The organism is Kocuria palustris, assembly GCF_016907795.1.
In the GTDB taxonomy this organism is placed as follows: Bacteria; Actinomycetota; Actinomycetes; order Actinomycetales; family Micrococcaceae; genus Kocuria; species Kocuria palustris.
Map to the genome: position 1 here is coordinate 572715 of NZ_JAFBCR010000001.1, position 25530 is coordinate 598244.

18 protein-coding genes, 1 tRNA gene and 1 pseudogene are annotated in these 25530 nt (G+C 63.6%); 12 read left to right on the top strand and 8 right to left on the bottom strand.

Annotated elements, in window-relative coordinates:
• The first annotated feature begins 37 nt into the window (after nucleotides 1–37).
• Both JOE55_RS02460 and JOE55_RS02465 read left to right on the top strand, forming a co-directional pair.
• The gene (locus tag JOE55_RS02460; protein ID WP_239546396.1) at nucleotides 38–1387 is read left to right on the top strand and encodes a threonine/serine exporter family protein; all 1350 of its coding nucleotides are present in this window, start codon (nucleotides 38–40) and stop codon (nucleotides 1385–1387) included.
• Between the two features lie 272 nt (nucleotides 1388–1659).
• Nucleotides 1660–3024, top strand: coding sequence for a threonine/serine exporter family protein (locus JOE55_RS02465; protein ID WP_204781914.1), 1365 nt, complete (start codon nucleotides 1660–1662; stop codon nucleotides 3022–3024).
• A 25-nt stretch (nucleotides 3025–3049) separates the two neighbouring features.
• Here JOE55_RS02465 and JOE55_RS02470 read toward each other — a convergent pair whose 3' ends face one another.
• Complete coding sequence (locus tag JOE55_RS02470) at nucleotides 3050–4252, bottom strand: acetyl-CoA C-acetyltransferase (protein ID WP_204781915.1); 1203 nt, start codon at nucleotides 4250–4252, stop codon at nucleotides 3050–3052.
• A 137-nt stretch (nucleotides 4253–4389) separates the two neighbouring features.
• Between JOE55_RS02470 and JOE55_RS02475 the strand changes: the two genes are divergently transcribed.
• The gene (locus JOE55_RS02475; RefSeq protein ID WP_204781916.1) at nucleotides 4390–5313 is read left to right on the top strand and encodes an ornithine cyclodeaminase family protein; all 924 of its coding nucleotides are present in this window, start codon (nucleotides 4390–4392) and stop codon (nucleotides 5311–5313) included.
• Between the two features lie 61 nt (nucleotides 5314–5374).
• On the opposite strand, the gene JOE55_RS02480 is transcribed toward JOE55_RS02475, so the two are convergent.
• Nucleotides 5375–6835, bottom strand: coding sequence for a sodium:solute symporter family protein (locus JOE55_RS02480; protein WP_204781917.1), 1461 nt, complete (start codon nucleotides 6833–6835; stop codon nucleotides 5375–5377).
• Between the two features lie 57 nt (nucleotides 6836–6892).
• Complete coding sequence (locus JOE55_RS02485; protein WP_204781918.1) at nucleotides 6893–7093, bottom strand: hypothetical protein; 201 nt, start codon at nucleotides 7091–7093, stop codon at nucleotides 6893–6895.
• 561 nt (nucleotides 7094–7654) lie between these two features.
• Between JOE55_RS02485 and JOE55_RS02490 the strand changes: the two genes are divergently transcribed.
• The 7 genes from JOE55_RS02490 (at nucleotide 7655) to JOE55_RS02515 (ending at nucleotide 16956) form a co-directional block, all read left to right on the top strand.
• A complete protein-coding gene (locus tag JOE55_RS02490) occupies nucleotides 7655–8665 on the top strand; it encodes an IS481 family transposase (protein ID WP_204781919.1) in 1011 nt (336 codons plus the stop codon).
• A 497-nt stretch (nucleotides 8666–9162) separates the two neighbouring features.
• On the top strand, nucleotides 9163–9822 hold the full coding sequence (locus JOE55_RS02495) for a hypothetical protein (protein WP_204781920.1): 660 nt from the start codon (nucleotides 9163–9165) through the stop codon (nucleotides 9820–9822).
• Between the two features lie 682 nt (nucleotides 9823–10504).
• Nucleotides 10505–11137 carry a hypothetical protein gene (locus tag JOE55_RS02500; RefSeq protein ID WP_204781921.1) on the top strand — a complete coding sequence of 211 codons (633 nt, stop codon included), beginning with the start codon at nucleotides 10505–10507 and terminating at the stop codon, nucleotides 11135–11137.
• A gap of 77 nt (nucleotides 11138–11214) precedes the next feature.
• Nucleotides 11215–11877, top strand: coding sequence for a class I SAM-dependent methyltransferase (locus JOE55_RS13525; protein WP_420871000.1), 663 nt, complete (start codon nucleotides 11215–11217; stop codon nucleotides 11875–11877).
• Nucleotides 11878–12379: 502 nt separating this feature from the next.
• A complete protein-coding gene (locus tag JOE55_RS02510) occupies nucleotides 12380–15178 on the top strand; it encodes a class I SAM-dependent DNA methyltransferase (RefSeq protein ID WP_204781923.1) in 2799 nt (932 codons plus the stop codon).
• Nucleotides 15179–15463: 285 nt separating this feature from the next.
• The gene (locus JOE55_RS13530) at nucleotides 15464–15991 is read left to right on the top strand and encodes a transposase (RefSeq protein WP_420870974.1); all 528 of its coding nucleotides are present in this window, start codon (nucleotides 15464–15466) and stop codon (nucleotides 15989–15991) included.
• On the top strand, nucleotides 15883–16956 hold the full coding sequence (locus JOE55_RS02515) for an IS30 family transposase (protein ID WP_420871001.1): 1074 nt from the start codon (nucleotides 15883–15885) through the stop codon (nucleotides 16954–16956). The genes JOE55_RS13530 and JOE55_RS02515 overlap by 109 nt, the downstream gene beginning before the upstream one ends.
• Here the strand turns inward: JOE55_RS02515 and JOE55_RS02520 are convergent.
• The 3 genes from JOE55_RS02520 to JOE55_RS02530 form a co-directional block, all read right to left on the bottom strand.
• Complete coding sequence (locus JOE55_RS02520) at nucleotides 16918–17229, bottom strand: transposase (protein WP_204781925.1); 312 nt, start codon at nucleotides 17227–17229, stop codon at nucleotides 16918–16920. The two genes, JOE55_RS02515 and JOE55_RS02520, sit on opposite strands and share 39 nt — an antisense overlap.
• A gap of 180 nt (nucleotides 17230–17409) precedes the next feature.
• Nucleotides 17410–21039, bottom strand: coding sequence for a DEAD/DEAH box helicase (locus tag JOE55_RS02525; RefSeq protein ID WP_204781926.1), 3630 nt, complete (start codon nucleotides 21037–21039; stop codon nucleotides 17410–17412).
• Complete coding sequence (locus JOE55_RS02530; RefSeq protein ID WP_204781927.1) at nucleotides 21024–22013, bottom strand: hypothetical protein; 990 nt, start codon at nucleotides 22011–22013, stop codon at nucleotides 21024–21026. The genes JOE55_RS02525 and JOE55_RS02530 overlap by 16 nt, the downstream gene beginning before the upstream one ends.
• Before the next feature lie 393 nt (nucleotides 22014–22406).
• Between JOE55_RS02530 and JOE55_RS12990 the strand changes: the two are divergent.
• Nucleotides 22407–23576: pseudogene (locus JOE55_RS12990) on the top strand (IS3 family transposase); the annotation flags it as partial.
• Between the two features lie 159 nt (nucleotides 23577–23735).
• On the opposite strand, the gene JOE55_RS02545 reads toward JOE55_RS12990, so the two are convergent.
• Nucleotides 23736–24908 carry an SHOCT domain-containing protein gene (locus tag JOE55_RS02545; RefSeq protein ID WP_204781930.1) on the bottom strand — a complete coding sequence of 391 codons (1173 nt, stop codon included), beginning with the start codon at nucleotides 24906–24908 and terminating at the stop codon, nucleotides 23736–23738.
• Between the two features lie 196 nt (nucleotides 24909–25104).
• Between JOE55_RS02545 and JOE55_RS02550 the strand changes: the two genes are divergently transcribed.
• A complete protein-coding gene (locus tag JOE55_RS02550; RefSeq protein WP_204781931.1) occupies nucleotides 25105–25356 on the top strand; it encodes a hypothetical protein in 252 nt (83 codons plus the stop codon).
• A 53-nt stretch (nucleotides 25357–25409) separates the two neighbouring features.
• On the opposite strand, the gene JOE55_RS02555 is transcribed toward JOE55_RS02550, so the two are convergent.
• Nucleotides 25410–25486, bottom strand: a tRNA-Pro gene (locus tag JOE55_RS02555).
• Nucleotides 25487–25530 lie beyond the last annotated feature (44 nt).

Here is a 25530-nt window from a genome sequence, read left to right on the forward strand (position 1 = left end):
GCAGCCCGAGTCGTCCCCGAACGATAGGGTCCCGTGCATGCAACAAAACCCTCAGGCCACTGACGATCTGGCCATGCGCCTGGGCGAGGCCCTGATCCGCTCCGGCGCCAGCTCGGCGAGCACCACCTCGTCCCTGCTGGCGCTCTACCGCAGCTCCGAGCTGCATGACGTCTCCGTGGCGATCACCATGGGCCAGATCACCATCAGTCGGCCGGGACAGGATGGAGCAGCCCCGAGCACGCGCGTCCACGAGACGGCCGCCGGGACGCTCGACATCCATCTGCGCTCCCAGGCCAATCGGATCCTCGAGGACGCGGTCCTGGGGAATCTGGAGGCGACACAGGCTCTCGAGGCCCTGGACGAGCTCGAGACGCAGCGCAGCCTGGCGTCGCACTGGCCCTCCGCCCTCGGCTTCAGCGCGATTGGCGTGGGGTTCAGCATGATCCTCGGAGGAAACGGCATCACGACGATCGCGGCGGGACTCCTGGCCGTCGTCGTCTATGCCTCCTTCGCCGCCCTGGAGCACCTGCGCGCCCCAGGGATCTTCAGCCTGGGCGCCGGCGGCCTGATGGCAGTGGCCGGGGCCAGCGGGCTCGCCGCCGTCGTCGACGGCGCGCAGACGGCGGTGTGCATCGTCGCGGCCCTGGCCGCCTGGCTGGCAGGCGTCGCGGCCTACGGCGCTGTCCAGGACGTCATCACCGGCTGGTACCTCTCCGCGACCGGGCGGCTCATGGACGTGCTGACACGCACTGCGGGCCTGGTGTTCGGCGTGGCGCTGGGAATCCATCTGCTCGAGCCGCTGCTGGGCCGGGACCCCGGCTTCCTGGAGACGCTGCAGACCGACGGCTCACGCTGGGTCCCCTCCATCGTGGGCGCGGTGCTCGTCTCCAGCGGCTTCGCGTTCTCGGCGGGCGGGCGCGGTCGAGTGCTGGCCTCTCTCGCGGTGTTCGGCGGACTGGTCCAGGTGGGCGTGCTCAGCCTGGGCGAAATGGGCGTCAGCTCCTATGCGGCAACGCTGGCGGCGTCGGTGATCACTGGGGGCATGTGCGTGGTGCTGACTCGAGCGCTGGGCGTCTCCTCGAACGCGAGCATGACCGTGGTGCTGCTGCCCTTGTTCCCCGGCATGTACGTCTACCAGGGGGTGCTCGGGATCATCTTCTCCGTCGAAGGCGCCGCGGACGCCCTGCTGCAGGGCGCCATCACGGCCTTCTGCCTGTCCGTGGGAGGCCTGCTCGGACAGTACCTGGCCTCGGAGGCACTGTGGGCCACTCGCGCCCGCCAGTTCGCCAGGGCCCACCCCGGGCGCACCTTCCGCAAGGAGATGCCGGTGGAGCAGAACGCCCGCGACATCATGGTGCCGGTCTTCTCCCGGCCGTTCTCCCAGTAGGTCTCCTGGGCCATGAGGCCCTCTTCACGGATGGGGCGCTGAGGCGCGGCCTCTCCGCCTGATCCCACGCCCCACCAACCCCAATGCCTATGTGGTTGTTTGCGCACGAGGAGGCACATCGCGCATCGGCGCACGTAGGCCCGGGCTAGCGCGACAGGCGGGGCGTCGTCAGGAGCGGGAAAGGCGCAGTCCAGACGATTCACACTCCGCCCGCCGGTGCTGAGCACCGCTGGCCCAGCCCCTGCGCCGGGGGCGTCGCTAGCGTCCTGGCCATGCCTTCACGAGACGACGACGCCTTCCGCCTGGCCGTGCTGCTGGGCGAGGCGCTGATCCGCGGCGGGGCCAGCTCCGCCGCCACGACCACGTGCCTGCAGCGTGCACTGCGCAGCGCCGGAGTGGATGACGCCACCGTCGGGGTGACCATGGGCCAGATCATTCTCAGCCGCCCCGGTCGCGGCACGAGTGCTGCGATCACCCACGTCTCCGAGGCGCCGCCGGGCTCCCTTGACCTCGAGCTGCGTCGGCGCATCACGGCCATGCTCGACGACCTCGCCCAGGGCCGGCGCACTGTGCGCGAGTGCCTGACCGAGCTCGAGTCCCGGGAGGCCGGCGGCTCCGGCAGCGCTCAGCACACCGGTGCCCGGCATGCGATCCCCGCAGCCGGGCTCAGCCTCCTGGGCGTGGGGTTCTGCCTGCTCATGGGCGGCACCGCGGCCACGGCGCTGTGCGCCGGGGTGCTGTCGGTGGCCGCCTATGCCGCCTACGCCGCGATGCAGCACCTGCGCTCCCCCGGCATCTTCTCCCTGGCCGCCGCGGGGCTCACCGCAGTGCTCGGGGCCACCGCCGCGACCGCTGTGATCGACGACGCCCAGACAGCCCTGTGCATCGTGGCCGCACTGGCGGCGTGGCTGGCCGGGATCACCGCCTACGGTGCGGCCCAGGACATGATCACCGGCTGGTACCTCTCCGCCGCCGGACGCGTCATGGACATCGCCTCGCGCACCGCCGGGCTCGTGGCCGGCGTGGCGCTGGGGATCCATCTGATGGCGCCGTTCGTCGGGGAGTCGGTGGCCTACATCGAGGCTCTGCGCCCCGACGGCCTCTCCTGGGCCACCGCCATCACCGGCGCCGTGCTGGTATCCGGCGGCTACGGGCTGGCCAGCAGCGGGCGAGGAATCCGCTTGGTCGCGCTCGCGGCGCTCGGCGGCCTCGTGCAGGTGCTCGTGCTGATCGCTCAAGCGGTCGGGCTGAGCTCCTTCGTGGCGATCCTGGCCGCCGCTGTGGTGGTGGGGGCGATCTGCGTGCGCGCCGCTCCTTCACTGGGGCTGCCGTCGAACGCGTCCATGATGATCGCGCTGCTGCCGCTGTTCCCGGGGTCGTACATCTACCAGGGGATGCTCGGCACGATCTTCGGCGTGGACGGCTCCGGGGACCAGCTGATCTCCGGAGCCGTCACCGCCTTGTGCCTGTCCATGGGCGGGCTGCTCGGCCAGTTCCTGGCCTCGCGCTCCCTGACCGCCGCCCGAGCGCTCGGGCTCGACGATCACCCCGACGACGACCCGCATGACGATCCCGCCGGTGCCCGCCTCGAGGCGCGTCAGCTTCCCGCGGACACCCTGCAGCACGTGCGGCTGTGAGGCCTCACCGCGAGCGCACGGCCCCTCACCGGCTCAGCAGCAGGGCATCACCCTGTCCGCCGCCGCCGCACAGGGACACCGCAGCCTTGCCTTCGCCACGTCGGCTCAGCTCGTAGGCGGCCGTCAGCGCCAGGCGAGCGCCCGAGGCGCCGATGGGGTGGCCCAGGGCGATCGCCCCGCCGTGGATGTTGGTCTTCTCGAGCGGGTAGTCGAGATCTGCCAGCGATTGGCACACGACGGCGCCGAAGGCCTCGTTGATCTCGATGAAGTCCAGCTCCTCTGCGGTCCACCCGGCCTTGGACAGCGCGGCCTTGATGGCGTTCGACGGCTGGGAATGCAGCGAGGTATCCGGTCCGGCCACCTGCCCGGCCCCGGAGATCGAGGCCAGGATCTGCAGTCCGTGCTCCTCCGCGTAGGCCCGCGAGGTCACGATCACCGCGGCAGCACCATCCGTCAGCGGCGAGGAGTTGCCGGCGGTGACGGAGGCGTCGTCGTCCTTCGAGAAGGCCGGTCGCAGCTTGCCCAGCGACTCGGCGGTGGCATCGGCGCGCACGCCCTCGTCGGCGCTCACCTTGACCGGATCACCCTTGCGCTGCGGGATCTCGGTGGGGACGATCTCGTCGGCGAAGATCCCGTCCTCCTGAGCGGCAGCTGCCCGCTGGTGCGAGGCTGCCGCAGCCTGATCCTGCTCGGCACGCTTGAGGCTGCGTTGCACGTTGCCCTGCTCGGTCAGCAGCCCCATGGACTCGCCGGTGTCGGCGTCGGTGAGGCCGTCGTGGGCCACGGAGTCCAGCAGCCCCACGGTCCCGTACTTGTGCCCGGTGCGAGAGCCCGGCAGCAGGTGCGGAGCGTTGGTCATGGACTCCTGGCCGCCGGCGACCACCACCGAGGCCTCCCCCAGACGCACCAGGCGGGCGGCGTCGATGATCGCGGCCAGCCCCGAGAGGCAGACCTTGTTGATGGTCATGGCGGGCACGTCCCGGCCGATGCCCGCGGCGATCGCGGACTGGCGCGCCGGATTCTGACCGGCGCCGGCCTGGACGACCTGGCCCATGAGCACCGTGTCCACGGACGCGGCCCCTACCCCGGAACGCTCCAGCGCCCCGCGGATCGCGGAGGTCCCGAGCTCGACGGCGCTCAGCGAAGCCTGTGCCCCGAGCAGCCGGGTGAACGGCGTGCGAGCGCCTCCGACGATGACGGGGTCGGTGGTGGCGGGTGCGGCGGTCATGGGGAGGTCTCCTTCTGCTGTGATTCCTCTCACCATTGTGGATCGAGGGTCCGACAGCTCAAGCCCTACCGACTCAAGTCCAGTGAACGCCCGTAGCGTTCCTCGAAGCACCCACCCCGCAGCGAAGGAGCCTGACCATGAGCGACACCCAGCCCGAGTGGTTCACCGCCCAGCAGATCGCGCAGCGCATCTCCCCCGATCGCGCCCGTCGCCTGATCCGGCAGGCGATCCTCGACGGCTTCGACCCCTCCGAGGATCCGCACCGCATCGGCGTCCCGGCCGGGCCCGGGCACGTGCTGCGGATGCCCTCGACGCTCACGCGGTGGACGGGCGTGAAGGTCGCCACCGTCTCCCCCGAAAACGCGCAGCTCGGCCTGCCGCGCATCCAGGCGACCTACCTCCTGATGGACACCCGCACCCTTACGCCCACGGCCCTGCTCGATGGTGCTGCGCTGACCACTCTGCGCACCCCGGCCGTCTCGGCTGCCGTCGCCGAGGACCTCGCTCCGGCCGAGGCGAAGCATCTGGTGGTGTTCGGCACCGGCCCGCAGGCCGAGGCGCACGTGCACGCCATGCTGGCGATCCGCCCGCTCGAGCGCGTCACGATCGTGGGGCGGAGCCCGGAGAAGGTCGAGCGGCTGGTCTCCGGGCTGCAGCAGATCGGTCCGCAGGTCGTCGCCGGCACCGCCGATGCGGTGGCCGAGGCGGAGATCGTCGTGTGCGCCACCTCCGCTGCCGAGCCACTGTTCGACGGCTCCCTGGTTCCCGATGGCGCCTGCGTGATCGCCATGGGCTCTCACGAACCGGATCGCCGCGAGCTGGACGCCGCGCTGATGGGGCGCTCGCTGGTCGTCGTCGAGGATCCGGCGGCGGCACTGCGCGAGGCCGGCGATGTGGTCATGGCGATCGACGACGGCGCCCTGGCCGAGGCCGACCTGATCCCGCTGCGTGCCTCTATCACCGGCGAGGTCGCACGGCGCGACGAGCGCCCCAACGTCTTCAAGGGCATGGGCATGTCCTGGCAGGACCTGGCCGTCGCCGTCGGGGTGCTGGAGGACTGAGAGCTCAGCGAAGAACGGGGCGTGCACCGCTGAAGTGCACGCCGCGCCGTCGTCGGGCTGATCAGGCCGCGGAGGCCCGCTCCTCCGGAGCGGTGCTCTCCCGAGCCGCCAGCCGCTCGTCCCAGAACCGCAGCACCTCGGGATCCGTGGGCCGGGTGGCCAGCGAGACGGCGACGAACACGACCGCCGAGACCGCCAGGCCGATGTAGATCGGCGCATTGGCCATCACGCCGAAGGCGATCATCCCGATGACCACGGCGATGGCACCGGCGACCATCGAGCTCGCCGCCCCCACCGCATTGCCGCGCCGCCAGGTGAGCCCGCCCAGGATCGCGACCAGAAGCCCGCCGACCAGCAGGTCGTAAGCGATCGTCAGCGCGGTGACCACATCCGGGACCAGGACCGAGAAGATCGTCACGGCCACGCCGAGCACGATCATGTAGCGGCGGTCGCCGGAGACCTCTTCCTCGCCGGCGGGAGCGTCGGAGCTGGAGACGGCACCCTTCAGCATCGGCAGCACGTCCACGCGCGCCACCGTGGCGGCTGCGATCAGCGCGCCGGAGGCCGTCGACATCATGGCCGCCACACCGGCCGACAGCACGATTCCGCCCAGCCCCGCGGGGACGTGCTCCACTGCCATGCGGGCGAAGGCGTCGTCGGGGACCTCGAGCGAGGGCAGCACGACGGCGGCGGCCATGCCGATCACCGCACCGGCCACGCCGAAGATGCCGATGTAGACCGCCGAGAGGACGCCGCCCCAGCGCGCGACCTGCGGCGAGCGCGCGGTGAGCACGCGCTGCCAGATATCCTGCCCGATCAGCATGCCGAAGCCGTAGATCACGAACATCGTGATGATGGACTGGAAGCCCATGCCGTCCAGGGAGAAGTAGGTGGTATCCAGGCGCTCCCCCAGGCCCGACCAGCCGCCGGCGGCGCTGAGCGAGAACGGCAGCAGGATCGCGAAGATGCCGATGGTCATGAACAGGAACTGCATCATGTCGGTCAGCGTGATTGACCACATGCCGCCCAGGCACGAGTACGCGATGACCACCAGGGAGCCCAGCAGGATGGCCGAAGTCCGCCCCATGGGGAACAGCACCGTGAAGATCGAGGCGTAGGCGGAGGTGGACGTCACCGCGAGCATCACGGTGTAGGCCAGCATCACGATCGAGGAGACCCGCGAGGCGATGCCCGCCCCGAAGCGCAGCGCCAGCATCTCGGAGACGGTGTAGATCTTCAGCGACGCGATCCGCCCGGCGAAGAACAGGCTCAGCGCCAGGATGCCCACGGCGATCGCGACCACGAGCCACATCCCGGACAGCCCGTACGTGTGCCCCAGGGCGATCCCGCCGACCGTGGAGGCTCCACCGAGGACGACGGCGGCCATGGTCCCGGTGTAGAACACTGGCCCGAGCCGGCGCCCGGCCACGCGGTAGTCCTCGGCGCTGCGGGCCCGACGGGCTGCGATCAGCCCGATCGCGACCATGGCGATCAGGTAGAGGAGGATGATGGCGATGTTCATGGGCTGCTCCAGGTGCTCTTTCGCCCGTGAGGGTCAGGCGGTGTTCCGTTCAGCAGGTCAGTCCTGCGGCGTGCCGGTGGCCAGCACCTGGCCATTGTCGTCGAGCGCCTCGACTGTGACGTGCCGCACGCCCTGCTCCAGCGGAATCTCTGCCCCAAAGCCGTCGCCGCCGTGGTGAGGCGTCGGGGATGAGATCGGCTGCCGAACCTGCGAACTCCAACGAGCCGGTGGCGATGTCGACCTCATGGATGCATCCATCGGGCACCCATTCGTCCATCGCATCACCCCCCAGCGCCGAGGTCCTGTGGTGTGAGGTGGTAGGGGCCCAGTAGCATGGTGGCGCGGTCGGTCATCGTTGTGTCGCAGACGTCCGCGCTGCTGGGTCCGGTATCTCCGCCGGTGGTCACCGTGGCGATCTGCTGACAAGAGCTGTCGAACATCGTGATCTCCACTTCACCCCGGGAGTAGTTGGGGCCACGATAGTGTGTCAGTACGCGGGCCTTGGTAGTGCTGGACGCGAACGCCGAAGCAGTTGTCCGCGCCCTCCCCATCGACCGGCTGCATCCACACGAGCTCGCCTTCAAAGTCATAGATCCCCGCGCCGTGATCGGGCTCGGCATCGCCCTCGAAGCAGGGCGAGTGCACGTAGTACCCATCCTCCCCGGTGAGCCGTCCAGTGGTGGGATCGTCGGCAACGTCGACCTCTAGATGTTGTGGGTCATGAGGTTCTTGGCGCGGGTGCGTCGATGAGATGAGGAACGGGCTCCTCGGCACAGGATGGAAGTTCCTACACAAACATCCGCACGAGAGAGCCCGTTCATGACTCACGTTAACGCACCCCTGACACCGACCGGCCGGCTGCGCATGGTGTTGCGCCACCTCGACGACGGGATCCCCAAAGCCCACGTGGCCGCGGAGTTCCGCGTCTCCCGACCAACCGTGGCGACCTGGGTGACCCGCTACCTCCAGCACGGTGAGGCCGGGCTGGTCGACCGCCCCTCGACCCCGCACGAGAGCCGTACGCGCACCCCGGCGGCGGTCGTGGAGCTCATCGAGACCCTCCGTCGGAAGCGCAAATGGTCGGCGAGGCGCATCCATCGTCACCTGATCGACCGCGCTGTGGCGATCAGTCTGCGCACCGTGGGCCGGTGGCTGCACCGGCTGGGGATTTCCCGCCTTCGGGATCTGACCCCTGAGGGCGAGAGCTCGCGCAGGACTCCAAGACGGATCCGCGCCGCCTGGCCCGGACACATGATCCACCTCGACGTGAAGAAGGTCGGCAAGATCCCCGACGGCGGCGGCTGGCGCGCCCACGGCCGCGGATCCGACGCCGCGAAGGCGGCCAAGCGGGGGCCCGGGGCGAAGGTCGGCTACACCTACCTGCACTCGGCCGTGGACGGCTTCTCGCGCCTGGCCTACACCGAGGCCCTCGAGGACGAACGGGCGGTGACCACGATCGGGTTCTTCTGCCGGGCGAGGGCCTTCTTCGCCGCCCACGGCATCACCCGGCTGCACCGGGTCGTGACTGATAACGGCGCCAACTACAAGGCCCGCGACTTCACTCGCACCGTCGAGGCCCTCGCGAGCCGGCACCAGCGGATCCGCCCCTACACACCGCGCCACAACGGCAAGGTGGAGCGGTACAACCGCCTGCTCGCCGACGAGGTGCTCTACGCCCGCCCCTACACCAGCGAACACGCCCGACGGGATGCGATCGGGGTGTGGGTCAACCACTTCAATTACCATCGACCGCATACCGCCTGTGGCGATCAGCCCCCGGCCTCACACGTCCCGGCCCGAGCCAATAACGTCATGCCCTCTTACATCTAGATGTACCAAGTCGGGGCGGGTAACGAAAAATCGACCCCGGAAGTTGGCGGCAGGTAGGTCTGCAAAGGACGAGCTGCCAGGGTCCTCGCCTGTGTTATTCAGGGAGGAACCGGCCAGGAACAGGGACAGTAGTCCAAGGATGGCTCCGTTGACGAACAGAACATAGCGGCACATGACAACCATTGGCTTCAGGCACAGTCAGGGACGCTTCCAAGACCCGCACGGTTCAGACTTGCATTCAGCTGAGTCGGCGAGCTGAAACGCACATACGACTTGCGTCACATCCCGACCCATACATGGAAACTACTGTTGCTCCTGGGCCTCATCAGCAAAGCTGTCCCTGGTCCTCCCGCAAGGAACCAGCTCCGCGACCTCAGAAGCACACCAACCCCGGAGTCACATGGAAACATGAGCCGCCGAAGCTAGCCGAGGTCAAAAGAAGTAAGTACCGCGGGAGGACAATATTCATCCGCATACAATTCACCCAAGGACAATCAATGGAACTCGGAAGTATTGCAGAATTGGCGTCGGCGGCAGCCGGTGGCACTGGAACAATCTTGAGCATTTTCGCGCTATCGTACGCAAGAGGCGCAAACGCAACAGCAGAACAGACCCGCCTGGACATGAAGGAAGACGCCGAAAAGAATCGAGAGATAGCCAGCGAACGAGAGAAAAAACTCGACCTCAAGCAATCAGAGGTAGACCGAAGGGAAAGTGATCGTGAAGATCGAGAAAAGAAGCGAGTGGAAGATGAAATTGCTCGCGAAAAGCGAAACATGGCCGGAAGCTTACAGGCGTGGTGGGCAAAGCACGGCGACGACTGGGGCGTGATTGTGTCCAATCGGGGACCGGCTGCCACCGTCTTTCATGACGTGGCGATACGTTGCACCGGCAATCATTACGGAACAGCCATCACATTCGAAACATTCCCCCCTGGAGTCTATTTCGTAAAAAGCGGAGACAAGAATCGAAAGTGGGGTTTCCCAATTCATGTAGCTACGCTCGATAATTACGAATCGATTCTCAAGTCTCCGGATCACAGGTTGAACAAGTGCGATTCAGTGACCCCGCAGGTGAAACATGGGAATGGACACCGAAAACAGGAATTAGGACAGTGGATGACGCCTAAAATCGGGGCTATGGGCCCCTGCCGGTAAACTTCAAAAATGATACTCGATCCTATGTCCCATTAAAGTCAGTCACCGGTATAGCCAAAAAGTCTTGACGGCAGCGGAGGTCGCGACATCGAATTGGGCCCGCTTGCGGAACAACATCAACTCCCCCGGCTATCCGGAAGAGGCATGTTGATAATCGAGAATGTTTACACAGAGGCAGTGATGACCGCACCCGCGACGCCCTGAAATCGGAATAGAGCCCAGGAGGTGATTCACCCTGCGACGGTCAACGTAGCCGCAGGACCTGCATGCATGCTCCGACCAAGCCAGCGACCCAGACTGGGGAGGGAAGGGGATTCCTACCCAGCAACAGAGCTGACCAATGTTGAATCGGATGCTACCCCCTGACCCGGGAACGACGCCACAAATCGTTCTCATAGTGAATAACACATCCACCTGACACCGCTGAGACGTGTGCAACTCCGCCCGGTGGATCACTCGCTCCGAAGGAGGACAAAGACCCCCGAAGTACACTGTTCCCTATTCTAAAAAGACGATATTTCAGTGGGAATAATTGCGGCAGCTTTAGGGGCAGGGTGTCTCCACGTGTCCATTCACGTTTTCCGTTAATTACGAGAAAGTCAGATACTGACTATCTCGCTTGTCGCGATCACCCCAATCGCGCCACAGAATGCAGATCAACGGCTAGGATATATGAACAATTATGTCATCACTTCAAAGAGCGACTGCCACCCATTCAATCGCAATTTCGTCATTGCTTGTCGGCGCAGCACTATCATTTTGGGGTGGACCAGGCCGACCCGTTTGGGTGTGGGTGATTGTCGTCATATTAGTCGCAATAGCAATAGGATCCGCCTTCTTTGACATTCATAATACAAAAAGGGATGAACCGCGGAAATTTCACGGAAAGACCAAAAATGCAGATATTCGTGATTATATGAATGGCATCTTTGAATCAGAGGGCAGGTGCGTCGTGTGCTCGAATGATCTCTCGTGGGCGACCGAACGGGAGATCGATACATTGGCGAGGAAAGCAGAGAAAAAATCACTCACCTTGATCATGCCCAGAGAAAACGAAAGAAGTGCAGAACTTGTCAGCAAAGGGGCTACCGCTCACTACTATAACAATGACAAAGCTCAAGGCAAAGGCGCACGAAGTAGGCTGGTGGAAAGTTCATTTACCCTCATAAATGCTGAACGATCTGATGCATGGCTGGCTATCGGTCACGGCGGAAAGGATGAGCACACAATTCGTGAAGTGACCGATCCATCCGATCCAGTCCTGTTCCTGGCCAAGGATCTTGCTCGACTCGCCGCGAGAGCCGACCGGCAATAATTGAATGGAGAGCAAGGAGCCTAATGAAAATAGTTTCAAATAAGACGCAGTCCGAGATTACAGCAGAGTGGGACAGGATGGCGCCAATTAGAGAAAGTCAAGTATCTTCAGGGCTGGATAGTAGCTTCACTGAAGTTCTACGCCCTTGGATACTGCAGAGATCCGCTGGCTTCCACCACATACTAGACGTGGGGTGCGGCACGGGGCAACTTACAGCTGAACTTCACCGAATGGGGAATAATGTAATTGGAATTGACCCCAGCTCAGTAAGCGTCGAGATCGCGAAAAAAAATTATCCTGGACCACAATATTACGTATCCACAATTGAAGACTGGACCCCTGGCGCCAATCACCAAAGCTCCGATCTCGTGATTGCAAACATGGTCCTCATGGATACACTCCACTTAAAGAAAGCGTGTCGACGGATTGTTGAAATCGCGCCATATGCGCAGGGGCTCTTCACAATAACCCACCCGTCATTTTGGCCTCAATATTGGGGGTACGACGACGACCCGGCATTTGACTATTTAGACGAGGTGCTGATCGAGGCCCCATTTAGGACCAAGAATTTTCCAAGCACCTTTCAGACAACGCATGTCCATCGCCCAATCGCATTCTACTTGGAAGCTTTCCGCCTATGTAACATGCGGATTGACGAAATTTGCGAACTTCGCGGGACTGAGTCAAAGGTCGAGTTCCCCTATCCTCGGTTTATCGCATTTCAAATTGCATGGGGTTAGGGCGACATGGCGACTCGATTCACTTTGAATCGGCCAACTCTTAATATCGTTCCCGTTTAACTCAAGAAGGATGAATAGCTTCCTGCAGGCAATCGACCCCTAGCATCGCGACAGATACGTGCTACTGATGCGCGAGTACGCCCAAGAGTACGCAGCAGTGACCGATGGGGTAGCGGCGCTGGGGTCTGCTACACGAGTAGGAGACACAAAATCTGTGTCGTTCACCGGCGTCGCAGCAGAGAATGTGCAACATGCTTCCGTGCCCTTGTCCGCGTCACGTGCGTAGAGCACGATGTGCAGGTGTCGGCCAGCCGGTCCTCGGCGCCTCCTCGAGAAGACACCGAGTAGTGGAATTGCTGCTCCAGTCCTCCCCCGCGACGGCTGTGCCGCCGGTAACATTGGACATCACGATTTCCGGCGTCAGACTCAGTCCGCTACATAGACTTCGTGACGCCCCCTGGATCGACCGATCCTTTCCCAGCACACAGCAAGGCGGACAGAGATGACCACGCAGAGGATCGACGCCGACCGGAAGCGCGCAGCGCGCGATTTTGCCGAGCGCTGGGCAGGTCGCGGCTACGAGAAGGGCGATACCAGTTCGTTCTGGCTGGAGCTGCTTCGGGATGTGGTCGGAATGACCGACGTGACCACGAGCGTGCGATTCGAGACCAGCACGGCGAAGCGCGGCTACATGGACGTCACCATCCGTGACGCGAAGACCGTGGTGGAGCAGAAGTCGCTCGGCGTCGACCTGGACAAGCCCGAGCAGCGGCAGGGCCAGATGGTCACCCCGTTCGAGCAGGCGAAGCGCTATGCCGACTCGCTGCGCAACTCAGAGCGTCCCGACACGATCATCGTCTGCGACTTCGACCAGTTCCGCATCCACGACCTCGATGTGGAGTTGCCGGAGTCGAATTTCGAGTCATTCCGGCTGGCGGAGCTGCCGGAGCAGCTGCATCTGCTGGACTTCCTGGTCGATCCGCAGCTGGAGCGCCAGCGCCGTGAGACGAGGGTGTCGCTGGATGCGGGCGCACTGATCGGCAAGCTCTACGACCTCTTGCGGGCGCAGTACATCGATCCTGATAGCGAGGCGTCCCAGCATTCGCTGAACGTGTTATGCGTGCGGCTGGTCTTCCTGCTGTTCGCCGAAGATGCTGGCTTGCTGCCGAAGAACGCGTTCTATCAGTACCTCAAACCCGTCCCGGCCTCGGGGGCTCGTGCAGCCATGAAGGAGCTGTTCGTCCAGCTGAAGAGCTCGCCCGATGAGCGCGATCCTTACGCCAGTGATCTGTTGAAGGCGTTCCCGTACGTGAACGGCGGCTTGTTCTCCGACGAGGTGGAGATCCCGAACCTCACGCAGGAGATCCTCGACGTGCTGCTCGATGAGGTCAGTATGGGCACTGACTGGTCGCAGATCTCGCCGACCGTGTTCGGAGGGGTCTTCGAGTCCACGCTGAACCCGGAGACACGGCGCAGCGGCGGTATGCACTACACCTCACCGCAGAATATTCATCGACTGATCGATCCGCTGTTCCTCGATGCTCTCAAGGCTGAGCTGGACGGGATTGTCGAGGCTCAGGGCATCGGCGAGCGCAAGCGCAAGAACGACCTGATGCGATTTCACGACAAGATTGCTGGGCTGCGGTTCTTCGACCCTGCCTGTGGGTCGGGCAACTTCCTGACAGAGACGTACCTCCAGTTGCGCAAGCTCGAGAACAAGATCCTCTCTGTGTTGATGAACGACCAGGTGGCCTACGCCGTCACCGAGGAGGCCTCGCCCCTGAAGGTATCGCTGCGACAGTTCCACGGCATCGAGATCAACGATTTCGCAGTGAGTGTGGCTACGACTGCACTGTGGATCGCTGAGTTGCAGGCCAATGCCGAGGCCGAAACGGTGGTGTATGGCGCGATCAAGGATCTGCCGTTGCGGGACTCGGCGCACATCGTGCTGGGCAACGCGCTGACCACCGAGTGGACCACGGTGCTCGACCCGGTGGAGTGCGACTACATCATCGGCAACCCGCCGTTCGTCGGGAAGCTCTCCGACGAACAGCACGCCGAGCGAGAATTGTGGTTTGGAACCAAAGCTGGACGCATCGACTACGTGGGTTGCTGGGTCAAGGCTGCTGCCCAGTACATGAAGGGCACACGCTGCAAGGCTGCGCTCGTCTCGACGAACTCCATCACGCAAGGCGTGCAGGTCGCCTCTCTGTGGAAGCCGCTCATGGACGATGGGCTGGTCATCAACTTCGCACATCGTTCGTTCAAGTGGACGACAGAGAGCAGGGGGGCTGCGCAAGTCACGGTGATCATCGTGGGCTTCTCTTACGTGAACGATTCGCCGAAACGGTTGTGGGACTACAGCGTAGGCGGCGTCTCGGAATCTGTCGCAGGCCACATCAACGCGTACTTGGTGGACTTCCACGACGTTTTCATCGAAAGTCGCTCGAAGCCTCTCAGCGGGGCGACGCCGATGGTCTACGGCGGCAAGCCCGCCGACCACAAATTCCTCATCTTCAGCGCAGGTCAATACGACGAGCTGGCCGCTACGGACCCCGAAGCGCTGCGGTTCCTGCGACCATTCACGGGAGCCGAGGAGTTCATCCAGGGGAAGCGGCGCTACTGCATCTGGGTCACGGCGGACGACTTGCCGGCCCTGGCGTCTCATCCCGTGCTGGTTGAGCGCATCCGTGCGTGTGGTGAGTGGCGCTCGCAGCAGAAGACGACGGGCGCTGCCTATGCGGGCCGTGATGTTCCTTGGCGCTTCCAGCAGATGCCGGCGGGCGATGTCGACGCCCCGTATTTGCTAGTACCGGGTGTTACTTCTGAAGCTCGCCGGTATTTCCCGATGGGGTTTATTGACAATGGCACAATTCCAAGCAACCTGGCGTTCTTCATGCCGCACGCCTCGCTATATGATTTTGGCGTTTTGACCAGTCGCATGCATAACGCCTGGCTCGAGCAAGTTGGGGGGAGACTGGACGCTCGCACCCGCTACGCGAGCAGCCTCGTCTACAACACGTTCGTGTGGCCCGATGTCGACGATCAAACTCGCCAGAAGATCGGGGACCTCGCACAGGCGATACTGGACGAGCGCGCGCGTCTCGCTGACACCCACGGCATGTCATTTGCTGGGATGTACAAGCCCGGCACAGAGATGCTCTACCCGGCCTTGTTCGCCGCTCACGTAGCTCTCGACGCCGCTGTGGAACAGGCATACGGGCTCGAGTCTGACCTCGAGGAGAAGGATCTCGTGGCACACCTGTTCGGGCTCTACAGCGCAGCTGTCGGGGCGGCCTGACGAAGACAGTTGCGAGAAGGATCAGGGCCGCGAGATCGGCGACTGATAGGGCGGACGAGAGCCCCGCAGCATCGATGCTGTGGGGCTCTTGGTCGTTCATCGGCCTAGCTGTTGTGGGGCATGAGGTTCTTGTCACCAGCGGCGTGCGCAGATGAAGCGGGCGGGCCCCTTCGCCACAGGATGGAAGTTCCTACACAACCCATCCGAAGCCAGGCAGCCCGCTCATGCCCTGTCTCGCCCCGGGGATGATGGAGGCAGTGAAGCCACGGAAAGGACTTCCCTGTCATGCCTGCACCACGCAAGTACCCCGACGAGCTGCGCGAGCGAGCGGTTCGTATGGTCCTCGATGCCCTGGAAGACGATCCCGGCTCGCAGCGAGGAGTCTTCCGCCGAGTCGGTGAGCAGCTCGGCATCAACCCCGAAACGCTGCGCGGCTGGGTCCGTCGAGTCCAGATCGACGCCGGCGATCGCCCGGGCACGACCACCGAAGATGCCAACCGCCTGGCTGAGCTGGAGAAAGAAGTCCGCGAGCTGCGACGGGCCAACGCGATGGCGGATTCAAGCGGTCAGTGCAACGAGTCCTGTGAGATGAGGCAGTCACTGATCACAGGAGGATCCGGATGCAGGGCAAGCACGGTCATCTCAGCCGGGAGCAGAAGCAGCTGGCGCTCAGGCTGCACGCGAGGGGCTGGCGGCTGGTCGATATCGCCAAGGAGATCAGCTGTAGCGCGCCGCTGGTCGGCATCATGGCCCGCGCCGGCAGGCACCTTGACGCCAGGCCGTTCGGGTGGGAGCCACGTCAGGGCTGTCTGACGATCGACGAGCGCGAGCAGATCCTGCTCGGGATCAATCGCGGCGATACCTTCACCGCGATCGCCGAGCAGCTGGGGCGTGCGGTGTCGACCGTCAGCCGTGAGGTGAAGCGCGGTGGGGGTCGCTGCGGCTACTCGGCGTGGCGTGGTCATGAACGTGCCCGCGAGCAGGCGCGTCGACCGAAGCCGTTCAAGCTTGCGTCGGGCCGGCTGCTCGAGGAGGTCGCCAGCCGGCTGGAGCAACTGTGGTCACCTGAGGAGATCGCAGCGCGCCTACGGTTGGATCACGCCGACGACCCGGAGATGCGCGTGAGCCACGAGACGATCTACCAGTCGCTGTTCGTGCAGGGCCGAGGCGAACTGCGCCGTGAGCTGGCGCGGTGCCTGCGGTCCGGAAGAGCGGCCCGCAAGCCCCGCGGAACCACGGACGGTCGCGGCCGCATCCCCGGCATGATCATGCTCAGCAAGCGCCCCGCAGAAGCCGACGACCGCGCCGTGCCAGGCCACTGGGAAGGAGATCTCATCCTCGGCGAGGGCAGCCGCAGCGCCATCGGCACGCTCGTTGAGCGCTCGACGCGAATGACACTGCTGCTGCACCTGCCCGACGGCAAGAGCGCCGAGCAGGTCGAGGCCGCGATGCGCGCCGCAATCAGCAAGCTGCCGTCCTCGTTGATTCGAACGATCACCTGGGACCAAGGCGCGGAGATGTCCAAGCACGCCGCGTTCACCATCGCCACAGGAATCCCGATCTACTTCTGCGATCCCCACTCGCCCTGGCAGCGGGGGAGCAACGAGAACACCAACGGCCTGCTGCGCCAGTACCTGCCCAAAGGCACCGACCTGAGCGTCGTCAGCCGCGAGGAGTTGGACGCGATCCAGGACAGCCTCAACGGACGCCCCCGCAAGACGCTGGGCTATCTGACACCATCAGAGAAGCTCGCAGAGTTCCTTGCGCCCACCGCTTGAATCCGCCATCTCGTTGGCGCGGCGTGCTTCGGCGAGTTCTCGACGCAGCCTGCGGTTCTCTTCGCTGAGGCTCTCGTCGGTGGGGGCTGCGGGGTTGGCTTTGCCTGCTGCGATGGCTTGGTTGCACCAGGCGCGCAGGGTCTCGGGGCCGCAGCCCAGCGACTCGGCCACGACCCGGATGGAAGCGGCGCGTGGTCCGCCCTCGGTGGTTTGGCGGTCGAAGACCATCCGCACGGCGCGTTCGCGGAACTCGGGAGTGAACTTCTTGGGCATGATCCGATTCTCCTTCAGGAAGCTCGGAACCAAGGGCGCTTCAAACCGCCTAGAATGACGCGGATTCAGAACTGTCGAGACGAGGGCGTAGCTACGAATGCCCGCCGAGCTTCCGAGGCGCACCGCTCCGACATCTGAAACCGGCCTGCGGCTGCCCGAGTTCAAAGTCGGGCGCGTCCGTCAGCTGTCAGCGCGAATGGCGAGGACGCCTCCCTTGGTTCTCACGGAAAACGACAGACCCGCCTCAACCAGTGCGATGTAGTCCGCATGATGCTCAGCGGCAACAAGACCGATCCTGTAGGAGGCTTCGCCGACGGTCCACACTTCGATGGGTTCAGCTGCTCCGCCCGCCCTCAGCGAGACAGGAATCTCGGACGGCGGGTACGGGTCCATGGGCTCGTGCAGGTTGGCCGTTGCTTCAGCGGAGGAAAGCAGCTGTCGCAGCAGGCTGGTGGCGGACATATCGCGTGTGAGGTCTGCCAGGTCCTCGATTTCGCGCGTCGTTGCGTCGAACTCGTCAACCCAGCCGGCGATGTGCAGCTTGCGGAGCCAAGGGATCGTCTCGTCAAGCAGAAGCCCCATGTCCGCGGCCTTGCGGCCGACGGCGTGGGCCAGGCGCCTTGAGCGGACACCGCGGCTCAGGATCGCGACGGCTTGCGGGGTGTCCACGCCGTACCTGATCATCAGTGGCAGATCCTGGGGTAGCCGGACCGGCGCGTCGGTCTCGCCCAGGATGCGGTTTGCCTGTTCGACGAGGACTCCGACGGTCCAGCTGAAGAAGTGCTCGACGGCGCGGCTGATGGCGTCGACAGTCTGCTCAAGGCGCCAGGCGGCGTCGGAGACCATGGGCTGTGTCGCTGCTGCGAGCGAGGGCATGTCGAGACCTTCGAGCCATCCCTGCAAGAAAGGTACGACTTCAATTTCCAGAGTCTCGCGCTTTGCGGGAGTCTCCTTGAAGGTCCACACCTTTCCGCCTTCGGGGAGCCCGAGCAGGGTGTGGAAGGCTGTGACTTCGTCGAGCACGTCGAGCGCCTCGCGGAGGGTGAGGACGCGTGCGAGGCCGGCGTCGGTCGGGTCGGGGTAGGTCGCCGTGACCAGGTCAGCTACGCGCGTAGCGAGCCGTTCGAGTTCGCGAGCACTACCTAGGGAGGTTCCCGCGATCGCCCAACGGTGCCGGCTGTCGGTGGGTGCCTGTTCGTAGATTCCGGCGATCCGTTGGGCGAACGCCATCCATCGGGCGGCCAAATCCGGCGACATCTGGTCGAAGGCGAGGAGTCGCTTAACGGAGGCGATGATGTTGTTGCTGGTCGCCAGTTCCTCCAGCCTCTGGTGGGCTGACAGGACGAACCACACGAACGACGCGAAGCTTGCTGCTGCGGAATCGGCGAGCGTGAAGAGTTCGTCGGCGCTGGATGCCAGCAGCGCTTCCGCTTCCTCCAAGGCCTCCAACGCCTCGTCCGAGGTGAGAGTCGACTCGATGAGCAGGTCGTCTACGGCAGGGCGGAGCTTGTCAAAATCTGAAGTCTTCGATTTCTGTTGCAGCGCGAGGATGATCCAGCCTTCGGTCTCGCGACCTGCCCTGCCCGCCCGGCCCACCGCGTTCAGCAGCCGAGCGGCGTCGTAGTGCTGCGATCTGTCCTGGGCCGGATAGGAGGTCTCGGCAATTAGGACCGTCCGAACCGGCAGGTTCACGCCGTCGGTCAACGTCGACGTGGCCACGAGTGCGAGCAGATTCTCCGAGCGGATGGCCTGCTCAAGCGCGTCCAGAACGTCGACAGGAAGGCCCGCGTGGTGGTAGCCGACCCCGTACCTGACGCACTCAATGAGGGGGTGTTCGACTCCGAGTCGTTCGACAAGGAAGTCGATCAGCTTCTCGGTCCGGTCGCTGATCGGAAGCCCAGCCGCCATCACTTTCGCGGCGTTTCGTGCGTAGTCGCGCCTGGTGACGATCATCAGAAGGCTTCCTGCCGGCAGGAAGGCACGGGCTGTCTTGGCGCAAATCTTGTAGAAAGCAGTCGACTTGCCGACCCGGGTCTTGCCGTCGCCGGCCGGGTACTCGAGTCGCTTGACGCCGAGCGGACGCTCGCTATGGGTCCACAGGACTTTAGTCGCAGCTTCAGCTGGCTTGATTCGGAGTTTGCCGACCACATCGAACTCTTTGCGGACGGGGTAGGCGACCGAGTTTGTTTTCAGTTCGCGTTCGCTGTCCCACACGATCTCGCTGTTGAGGACGCTGTGAAGCCTGCGGGGGCCGCGCCAGTCGGACGAGAACAGAGTGTTGGGGCTGCTGTCGTCGAGCCAGGAAGCGACTTGCTGCGCGTTTCCCATCGCTGCGGAGAGCAGGATCAGGCGAGCATCGGATGTGCCCAAGACGCTGAGGAGTGATTCGAGCAGGAACCCGCGGTGCGGTTCAGCAACGAGGTGCGCCTCATCGATGACGAACATCGTGAAGCGCCCGAGGGCGCCATCCGGGTCGCGGCGCAGAAGGTGTGAGAGCCGCTCAGGGGTCATGATTTCAACCGAGGCTGCGCTGGTCGTCTCGCTGAAGAATGTGAGCAGGTCGTTCAGGTTCATCGACCCGAAGTCGGGGAGGTCATCACCGAGGCTCTTGTGCAGGATCCGGAGTCGGTTGGACAGCGCTTGGCGCATCTCACGTCCGAGGCTTCTCAGCGGCGACACATAGCAGACGTCGCCAGATGCCGTGGCCAGGTGGTGACACATGATGATTTGGGCAAGCAGCGTCTTTCCGGCGCTCGTGGGCACGGATAGTAGCAGCCTCTTGGTCGCCGGGTCGAGAGGGTTGAGTTCGGTGCGGCGCAGTAGTTCCCGTTGTGGAGGCCAGAGGGTGAGAACTGGGGGTGTGCCGATCGTAAAGGCCTGCGCGAGTTCGGGCGGGCTGTCAGGCGGCAGCACGCTCCAGATACTGGAGTCCTCCAACCCGTCGGCGATGGTCAGCAGGTGGGCCGCTACCCAGCGTGAGTCTGTGTCTCCTTGTCCTGCTGAGAGGTCGACAACCGACTGCAGGGCGGCCCGTGCAGTCTCCAGCCTCGTGCCTTGCCCGTAGCGGAGGTAGTCGACGAGATCCTCGATGGCTTGGACAACCTGCTCAGCTGGCCCGAACATGGTTGGGACCAGGGAACCGGTACCTATGATGTCGCGCATATCCTCGACGTTTGCCCGCCAGGTTGTCAGTAGTTCGGATATACGCCCGATGTCCAGGCCCAAGAACGCGATACCTGCTCGCAGCGCCATAAGGGAGAAGGCACTGCCGCGGGGTAGGCCGATGCCTGAGGTGATGGCCTCGGTATCCGGCTCGGTGTCTTCGCCCGACCGATCCGCTTCGTCGTCCGGGGGTTCTTCCGTTGAGACGCTCTGTGCTTCCCCGGCGTTCGGACCGTGTGGCGGACTGTCGTCTAGGTCGGCGTCTACTCGCCGCCAGATGGCGGTGGCGTTCGGGTCCAGATCTGCGCGGCGGTATCCGACCTGTGCAGCGAACGCGTAGTTCAACCGGTCCATCAGGCTGAGGTTCGACGTGTTCAGTGCCAGATCGAAGATGTGGGCGGAGACGGCGAAGGCACGCTGCTGCCTGGCAGCCGTGTAAAGATCTGCCGCCAGGGAGGCTGAGGCGACGCCGTGCAGGTACCAGGCCGTTTCGAGCAGTTGTTCGTCGACGGCGTCCGCACCGGCAAAGGCGCCTACCTCAACTGCTGCGATGAGGTCGATGAGCTGTTCGACCGTAGGCAGCACGATCCCTTCGGCGTGCTCCCCGAGCGCCTCGGCGACGAACTCTGGTCTTAGAGCGCGGTCCACAGGTACTCCCGAACGGTGACGGCGAGCTGCCAGAGGTCTTCGACGGTGAACAGCAGGCCTTCGAGCTGGCCTGGATTGTCGAACTGTGGGAAATGGGTGCCCATCGTGGTGAACGGCGCAGCTTCCGGCGGGACCCGATCCGTTGCCACGCTGACTCCGACGCCGGCCCGCGAACTCTCTTCCACCCACAGCTCGGCGAGTTCGCTGCCCAACTGTCCCACCAGCCCAGGCTGTTCGGCGTAGCTCTTGGTGAGCTTCGCTAGATACTTGCCGCCCTTCTTACGAAGCTGGCGGTAGGCCTTCCCTGTGGTTCCGGACATCGGCGCTGTTCCGGTGAGCTTCTTCATCTCCCAGAGGCAGAAGGATGTGTCTCCCCCGGTCAGGGACTCGTACAGCGCCAGACCGTCTGCTCCCTGCTCAGTCACGCCGAACTTCGGTGACTCCAGGTTCAAAATCGCACGGTGGTCCTCGGCGAACTCGGACAGGTGGAGGTACCAGAGCCATTCGCCCACGTGTCCGAGTAGATGGTCCGCCGGGGGCTTGACGCCGCCGGGCAATCCGAAGACGTCGTCGATGAACAGTTCAACCAGCCTGGCGTCTTTCCCCGACAGCTTCGTCTCGGTGGTGATGGCCGTGTGCCAAATGTCGAAGGCGTTACCGCCTCCGGTGCGGGCCCGCATGACCGCTTGCGCCAAGATCCAGGCGATCGCGGCACGTTTGTCATCAGGTAAGGCCAGAACCTTCGCGTGATGCCAGCGACAAACCCCGCCAATGACAGCGTCGTCAAGCGCGGCGTCCGCGAAGGCGTGAAGCCTGTCGCCCTGAGCGCCCGCAGTCGCCAGGGCGAGGATTGCCGGGATCGGAATCGGTACTGGCTCGGGAACGACTGCCTTTGCCTTGGCTGCGGAGGCCGTCGCGACCTTGTTGGCAGCCTTCTTCCCTTGCTTCTTGGCCGGCGTCGATGTCGCGCTCACCGCGTGTTTCCTCCTTCGCATCCGGCAGACGCCGCGTCAGACGCCACAACGGTCCGAGCATATCGGCAGACGGCACTGCGGTGCCTCCCAGCCGTGGTGACGGCGAGCGGGGCGCAGCGGAATGACTGCGTCAATCTGCCGCGAAGGTTCTGCTTCGTATCCGGCATGACTCCAGTCATATCGGTCGCCGACGGACAGGTCCGCCGAGGTTTCGGCGAAGTGTGCGCGCTAGGATGCTTGCATCCATTCGGGGTGTACCTTCCATTGGCCACTGAGGCTCCAGAGATCTCAACTACACCCTGAATCGGCCCGGGTTTGCTGCCTCTGCTGTTTGAGACCGGAAGGATGGACAGCATGCCGAAGAAGATCGATCCCCAGCTGCGCGCCAGATGAGTGCGGCTCGTGCAAGAGCACGCGCAACCGTACCCGACCGTGACCGATGCCGTGGCCGCGGTGGCCCGCCAGGAGGGGTCTCGAACGAGTCCGTGCGCCGCTGGCTGGCCCAAGCCGACGTCGACGACGGGACCCGTCCCGGCGTCACGAGCGTGAAGTCCGCCGAGGTCCAGCGTCTCAAGGCGCAGAACAAGCATCTTCGCGAGGACAGTGACATTCTGCGTCGGGCCTCGATCTTCTTCGCGGGGGAGCTCGACCCCCGCAACCGCTGATCCTTGCCTTCATCGACGAGATGAGAGCCGAAGGCTACGCAGTCGAGTCGATCTGCGGGCCCTGGATCAACAGGGCCTGAGGATTGCTGCACGCACTTACTGAGCCTGGAGGCGTCCGGCCCGTATCGCGGCCCGGACCGTCATAGACGCCTTGGTCGAAGATAAGATCCGTGCTCTGGTCTGGGCCGTGAATCCGGTTACCGGGCAGCTGATGATGACGCCAGAAGGTCTCTACAGGCGCAGGAAGTGGCTCGCGCTATTGCGCCGCCAAGCAGGTCTGGCCGGCACTTCCCGTGGAGCAGTCGACCGCGCGATGCACAGTCTCGGGCTCGAGGGAATCCGCCGGTCGAAGAAGCTGCGCACCACTACCCCCCCCCCCCCCCCCCCCCGGGGCCGATGGCAGACGTGCCGGTGACCTTCTGAATCGTGATTTCAGCGCAGCAGCGCCAGATCGTGTGTGGGTCGCGACTTCACTTATGTGAGGACCTGGGCCGGGTTGGTCTATGTCGCGTTCGTCGTGGACGTGTTCGCCCAGCGCGTTGTCGGCTGGCACGCCAGCTCGAGCATGCGCACCGATCTCGTGATGACTCCGCTGCGGATCGCGCAGTGGCAGCGCGATCGTGAAGGGCACCCTGTCTCGCCCGGTGCTCTGATCAGTGACAGTGACGCGGGAGCTCAATACACATCTGTTCGCTACACCGAGCATTTGGCTTTGGAGGGCATCGAGCCCTCGATCGGCAGCGTCGGCGATGCGTATGACAACGCGCTCATGGAGACCGTGAAGGGCCTGTTCAAGACCGAGTGCATCCGCACCACGGTGTTCCACGCCGGCCCCTACAGGACACTCTCCGATATTGAGTTCGCGACCGCAGCCTGTGGGGAGTGGTACAACAACAATTAGCGGCTACACGGCACGCTGGAAATGTTCACCCCGACAAATTCTAACACGCTGCACTAAGAGGCCCTCATCCAAGCCCGCGAACCCGTAAATTAGCTACAGAGGACCAGACCCGATTCAATCAGAGCGCATCAAGAGTCCATTGCCTTCTTCGAGCCCTTAAGAATTCGGGTCCGAGAGCATCCGAGACTTGGCTATTTGAAATTCCTCATCAGTAAGTACGCCAGTCTTTCGAAGCTCTCCCAGCTTCGCGAGCTGGGAGACAAGATCGTTTGCCGATTCTGTCGCCGGCCGCCCCCCTGAGGGAGCCATTGGAGCGGGGGCGGAAACAACAGGCCGCTTTGCGTCTGCGATTCGTCGACGCAGTTCCGACATTTCAGCATGGGCGCTTAAATATTCGCGATTGTCGATAGGCAAGGTATTGCTGAGGGTCCACGGATCGCCGGCATCCGCATTGCGACCTTTTGAGGCTCCTCGCCAGAAGTCATGATTCTCGGTCCCCCGATAGGAGGCGGTTAGAATCTCGAGCACGCTTCCAAATGGTTGTTTATTGAACTCAATGGCGTTAATGTCATGGAAGTAGAAGGTCGCACTTCGACCTCCAAACATTGCCCCGGCCATAAATCCCTGCATATTCCCAGCCTTGACGACCATAAGCCGGTCATCAAAGCAAGCCAAACAGCCAGCCTGAAAACTTTTCAATATAAACCACGGCTCTTCCCCATCGTGACAATGCTGCAGAATTATCAGCCCGCTCGCCTTGTTGGGTGAGCCATTTGGAAGGCGCGTGTTGGGCCATGTCTTCGTCGCAGCTCGTTCCTTGAGGGAGCGTTGATAATCTGCCCCTACTATTGCAGAAGCTTCCCGCTCAGCGACCTCAACCTTACGCGCCTCTTTAGCAATTTCTTTCTGCGACGGCACATATTCAGCAGCAAGCTCCTTACGGCGATCCACCCAGGCGTGCCATGCTTCGATATTCGATCCGAGTCTCGGAAAAATATCCAATGCTGCCTTGAGCGCGAATCGCTCCTCTGAATTCAGTTTCTGAATCGAAATATCACGCGCATCGCCGTTAAGGCGAATGATCACTCCGCCCTTCTTGGTGTCACTGTACCCAGCGACATCACGATACATAAACCGTTGCTCAATCTTCGACCACAGGAATCCAGCGAATCCGTATGTAGTTAAATAAAAGCTGTTCAGCCCATCACTGATTCCCGGACAATTTCCGATAAAGAATACTTCTTCACCAGGATCGAGGTTCGCCATTCTCTTGGCAAGTGATTTCGGCTTGTTATCAAACTTCGCAGCCTCGGTGATCTCAGGTTCCATGCACTCCACCTCTCCATAGCAGCCTTCGGCACATTCTAACCCGGTTTGGGATGTTTCACGCAGTCCGTTCGGCGCCCATTTCAACCGCCACCGGCCCCACCGGTTGCTCCCCCACCGAGCGACCCCGCACCCCGCCTCCACGACCCGACCCAAAGCAGCCGCCAACACCATCGCCACAGCCCAGATCCACGACCGGGTGCGCACCGACCGCATCGACAAAGCAGGCGTAGTGACCCTGCGGCACAAAGGCCGACTGCACCACATCGGGATCGGACGAACCTACGCAGGAACCTACGTCCTGCTGCTCGTGCACGGCCTGGAAATCCGTGTCATCGACGCCGCCACCGGAGAGATCCTCCGCGAGCTCACTCTCAACCCGAACCGCGACTACCAGCCCACCGGCAAGCCATACGGACCACAACGCCACAGACCCCGGAAAGACGAATAGCCGAACCTACGAAAACCGTAGGTTCGGCTATTCCGATGTCGTGCGACATCACATGGTCGGGATGACAGGATTTGAACCTGCGACCCCCTGACCCCCAGTCAGGTGCGCTACCAAGCTGCGCCACATCCCGTGGACGTTGCCGTCCACTGCACCCGGATCGCTCCGAGCACTCGC

Coding starts and splice junctions, on each gene's coding strand:
- JOE55_RS02500 (WP_204781921.1), top strand. CDS start 10,505: ATGTCATCACTTCAAAGAGCGACTGCCACCCATTCAATCGCAATTTCG.
- JOE55_RS02465 (WP_204781914.1), top strand. CDS start 1,660: ATGCCTTCACGAGACGACGACGCCTTCCGCCTGGCCGTGCTGCTGGGC.
- JOE55_RS02490 (WP_204781919.1), top strand. CDS start 7,655: ATGACTCACGTTAACGCACCCCTGACACCGACCGGCCGGCTGCGCATG.
- JOE55_RS02470 (WP_204781915.1), bottom strand. CDS start 4,252: ATGACCGCCGCACCCGCCACCACCGACCCCGTCATCGTCGGAGGCGCT.
- JOE55_RS02510 (WP_204781923.1), top strand. CDS start 12,380: ATGACCACGCAGAGGATCGACGCCGACCGGAAGCGCGCAGCGCGCGAT.
- JOE55_RS02485 (WP_204781918.1), bottom strand. CDS start 7,093: ATGGATGCATCCATGAGGTCGACATCGCCACCGGCTCGTTGGAGTTCG.
- JOE55_RS02545 (WP_204781930.1), bottom strand. CDS start 24,908: ATGGAACCTGAGATCACCGAGGCTGCGAAGTTTGATAACAAGCCGAAA.
- JOE55_RS13530 (WP_420870974.1), top strand. CDS start 15,464: ATGCCTGCACCACGCAAGTACCCCGACGAGCTGCGCGAGCGAGCGGTT.
- JOE55_RS02480 (WP_204781917.1), bottom strand. CDS start 6,835: ATGAACATCGCCATCATCCTCCTCTACCTGATCGCCATGGTCGCGATC.
- JOE55_RS02475 (WP_204781916.1), top strand. CDS start 4,390: ATGAGCGACACCCAGCCCGAGTGGTTCACCGCCCAGCAGATCGCGCAG.
- JOE55_RS13525 (WP_420871000.1), top strand. CDS start 11,215: ATGGCGCCAATTAGAGAAAGTCAAGTATCTTCAGGGCTGGATAGTAGC.
- JOE55_RS02495 (WP_204781920.1), top strand. CDS start 9,163: ATGGAACTCGGAAGTATTGCAGAATTGGCGTCGGCGGCAGCCGGTGGC.
- JOE55_RS02460 (WP_239546396.1), top strand. CDS start 38: ATGCAACAAAACCCTCAGGCCACTGACGATCTGGCCATGCGCCTGGGC.
- JOE55_RS02520 (WP_204781925.1), bottom strand. CDS start 17,229: ATGCCCAAGAAGTTCACTCCCGAGTTCCGCGAACGCGCCGTGCGGATG.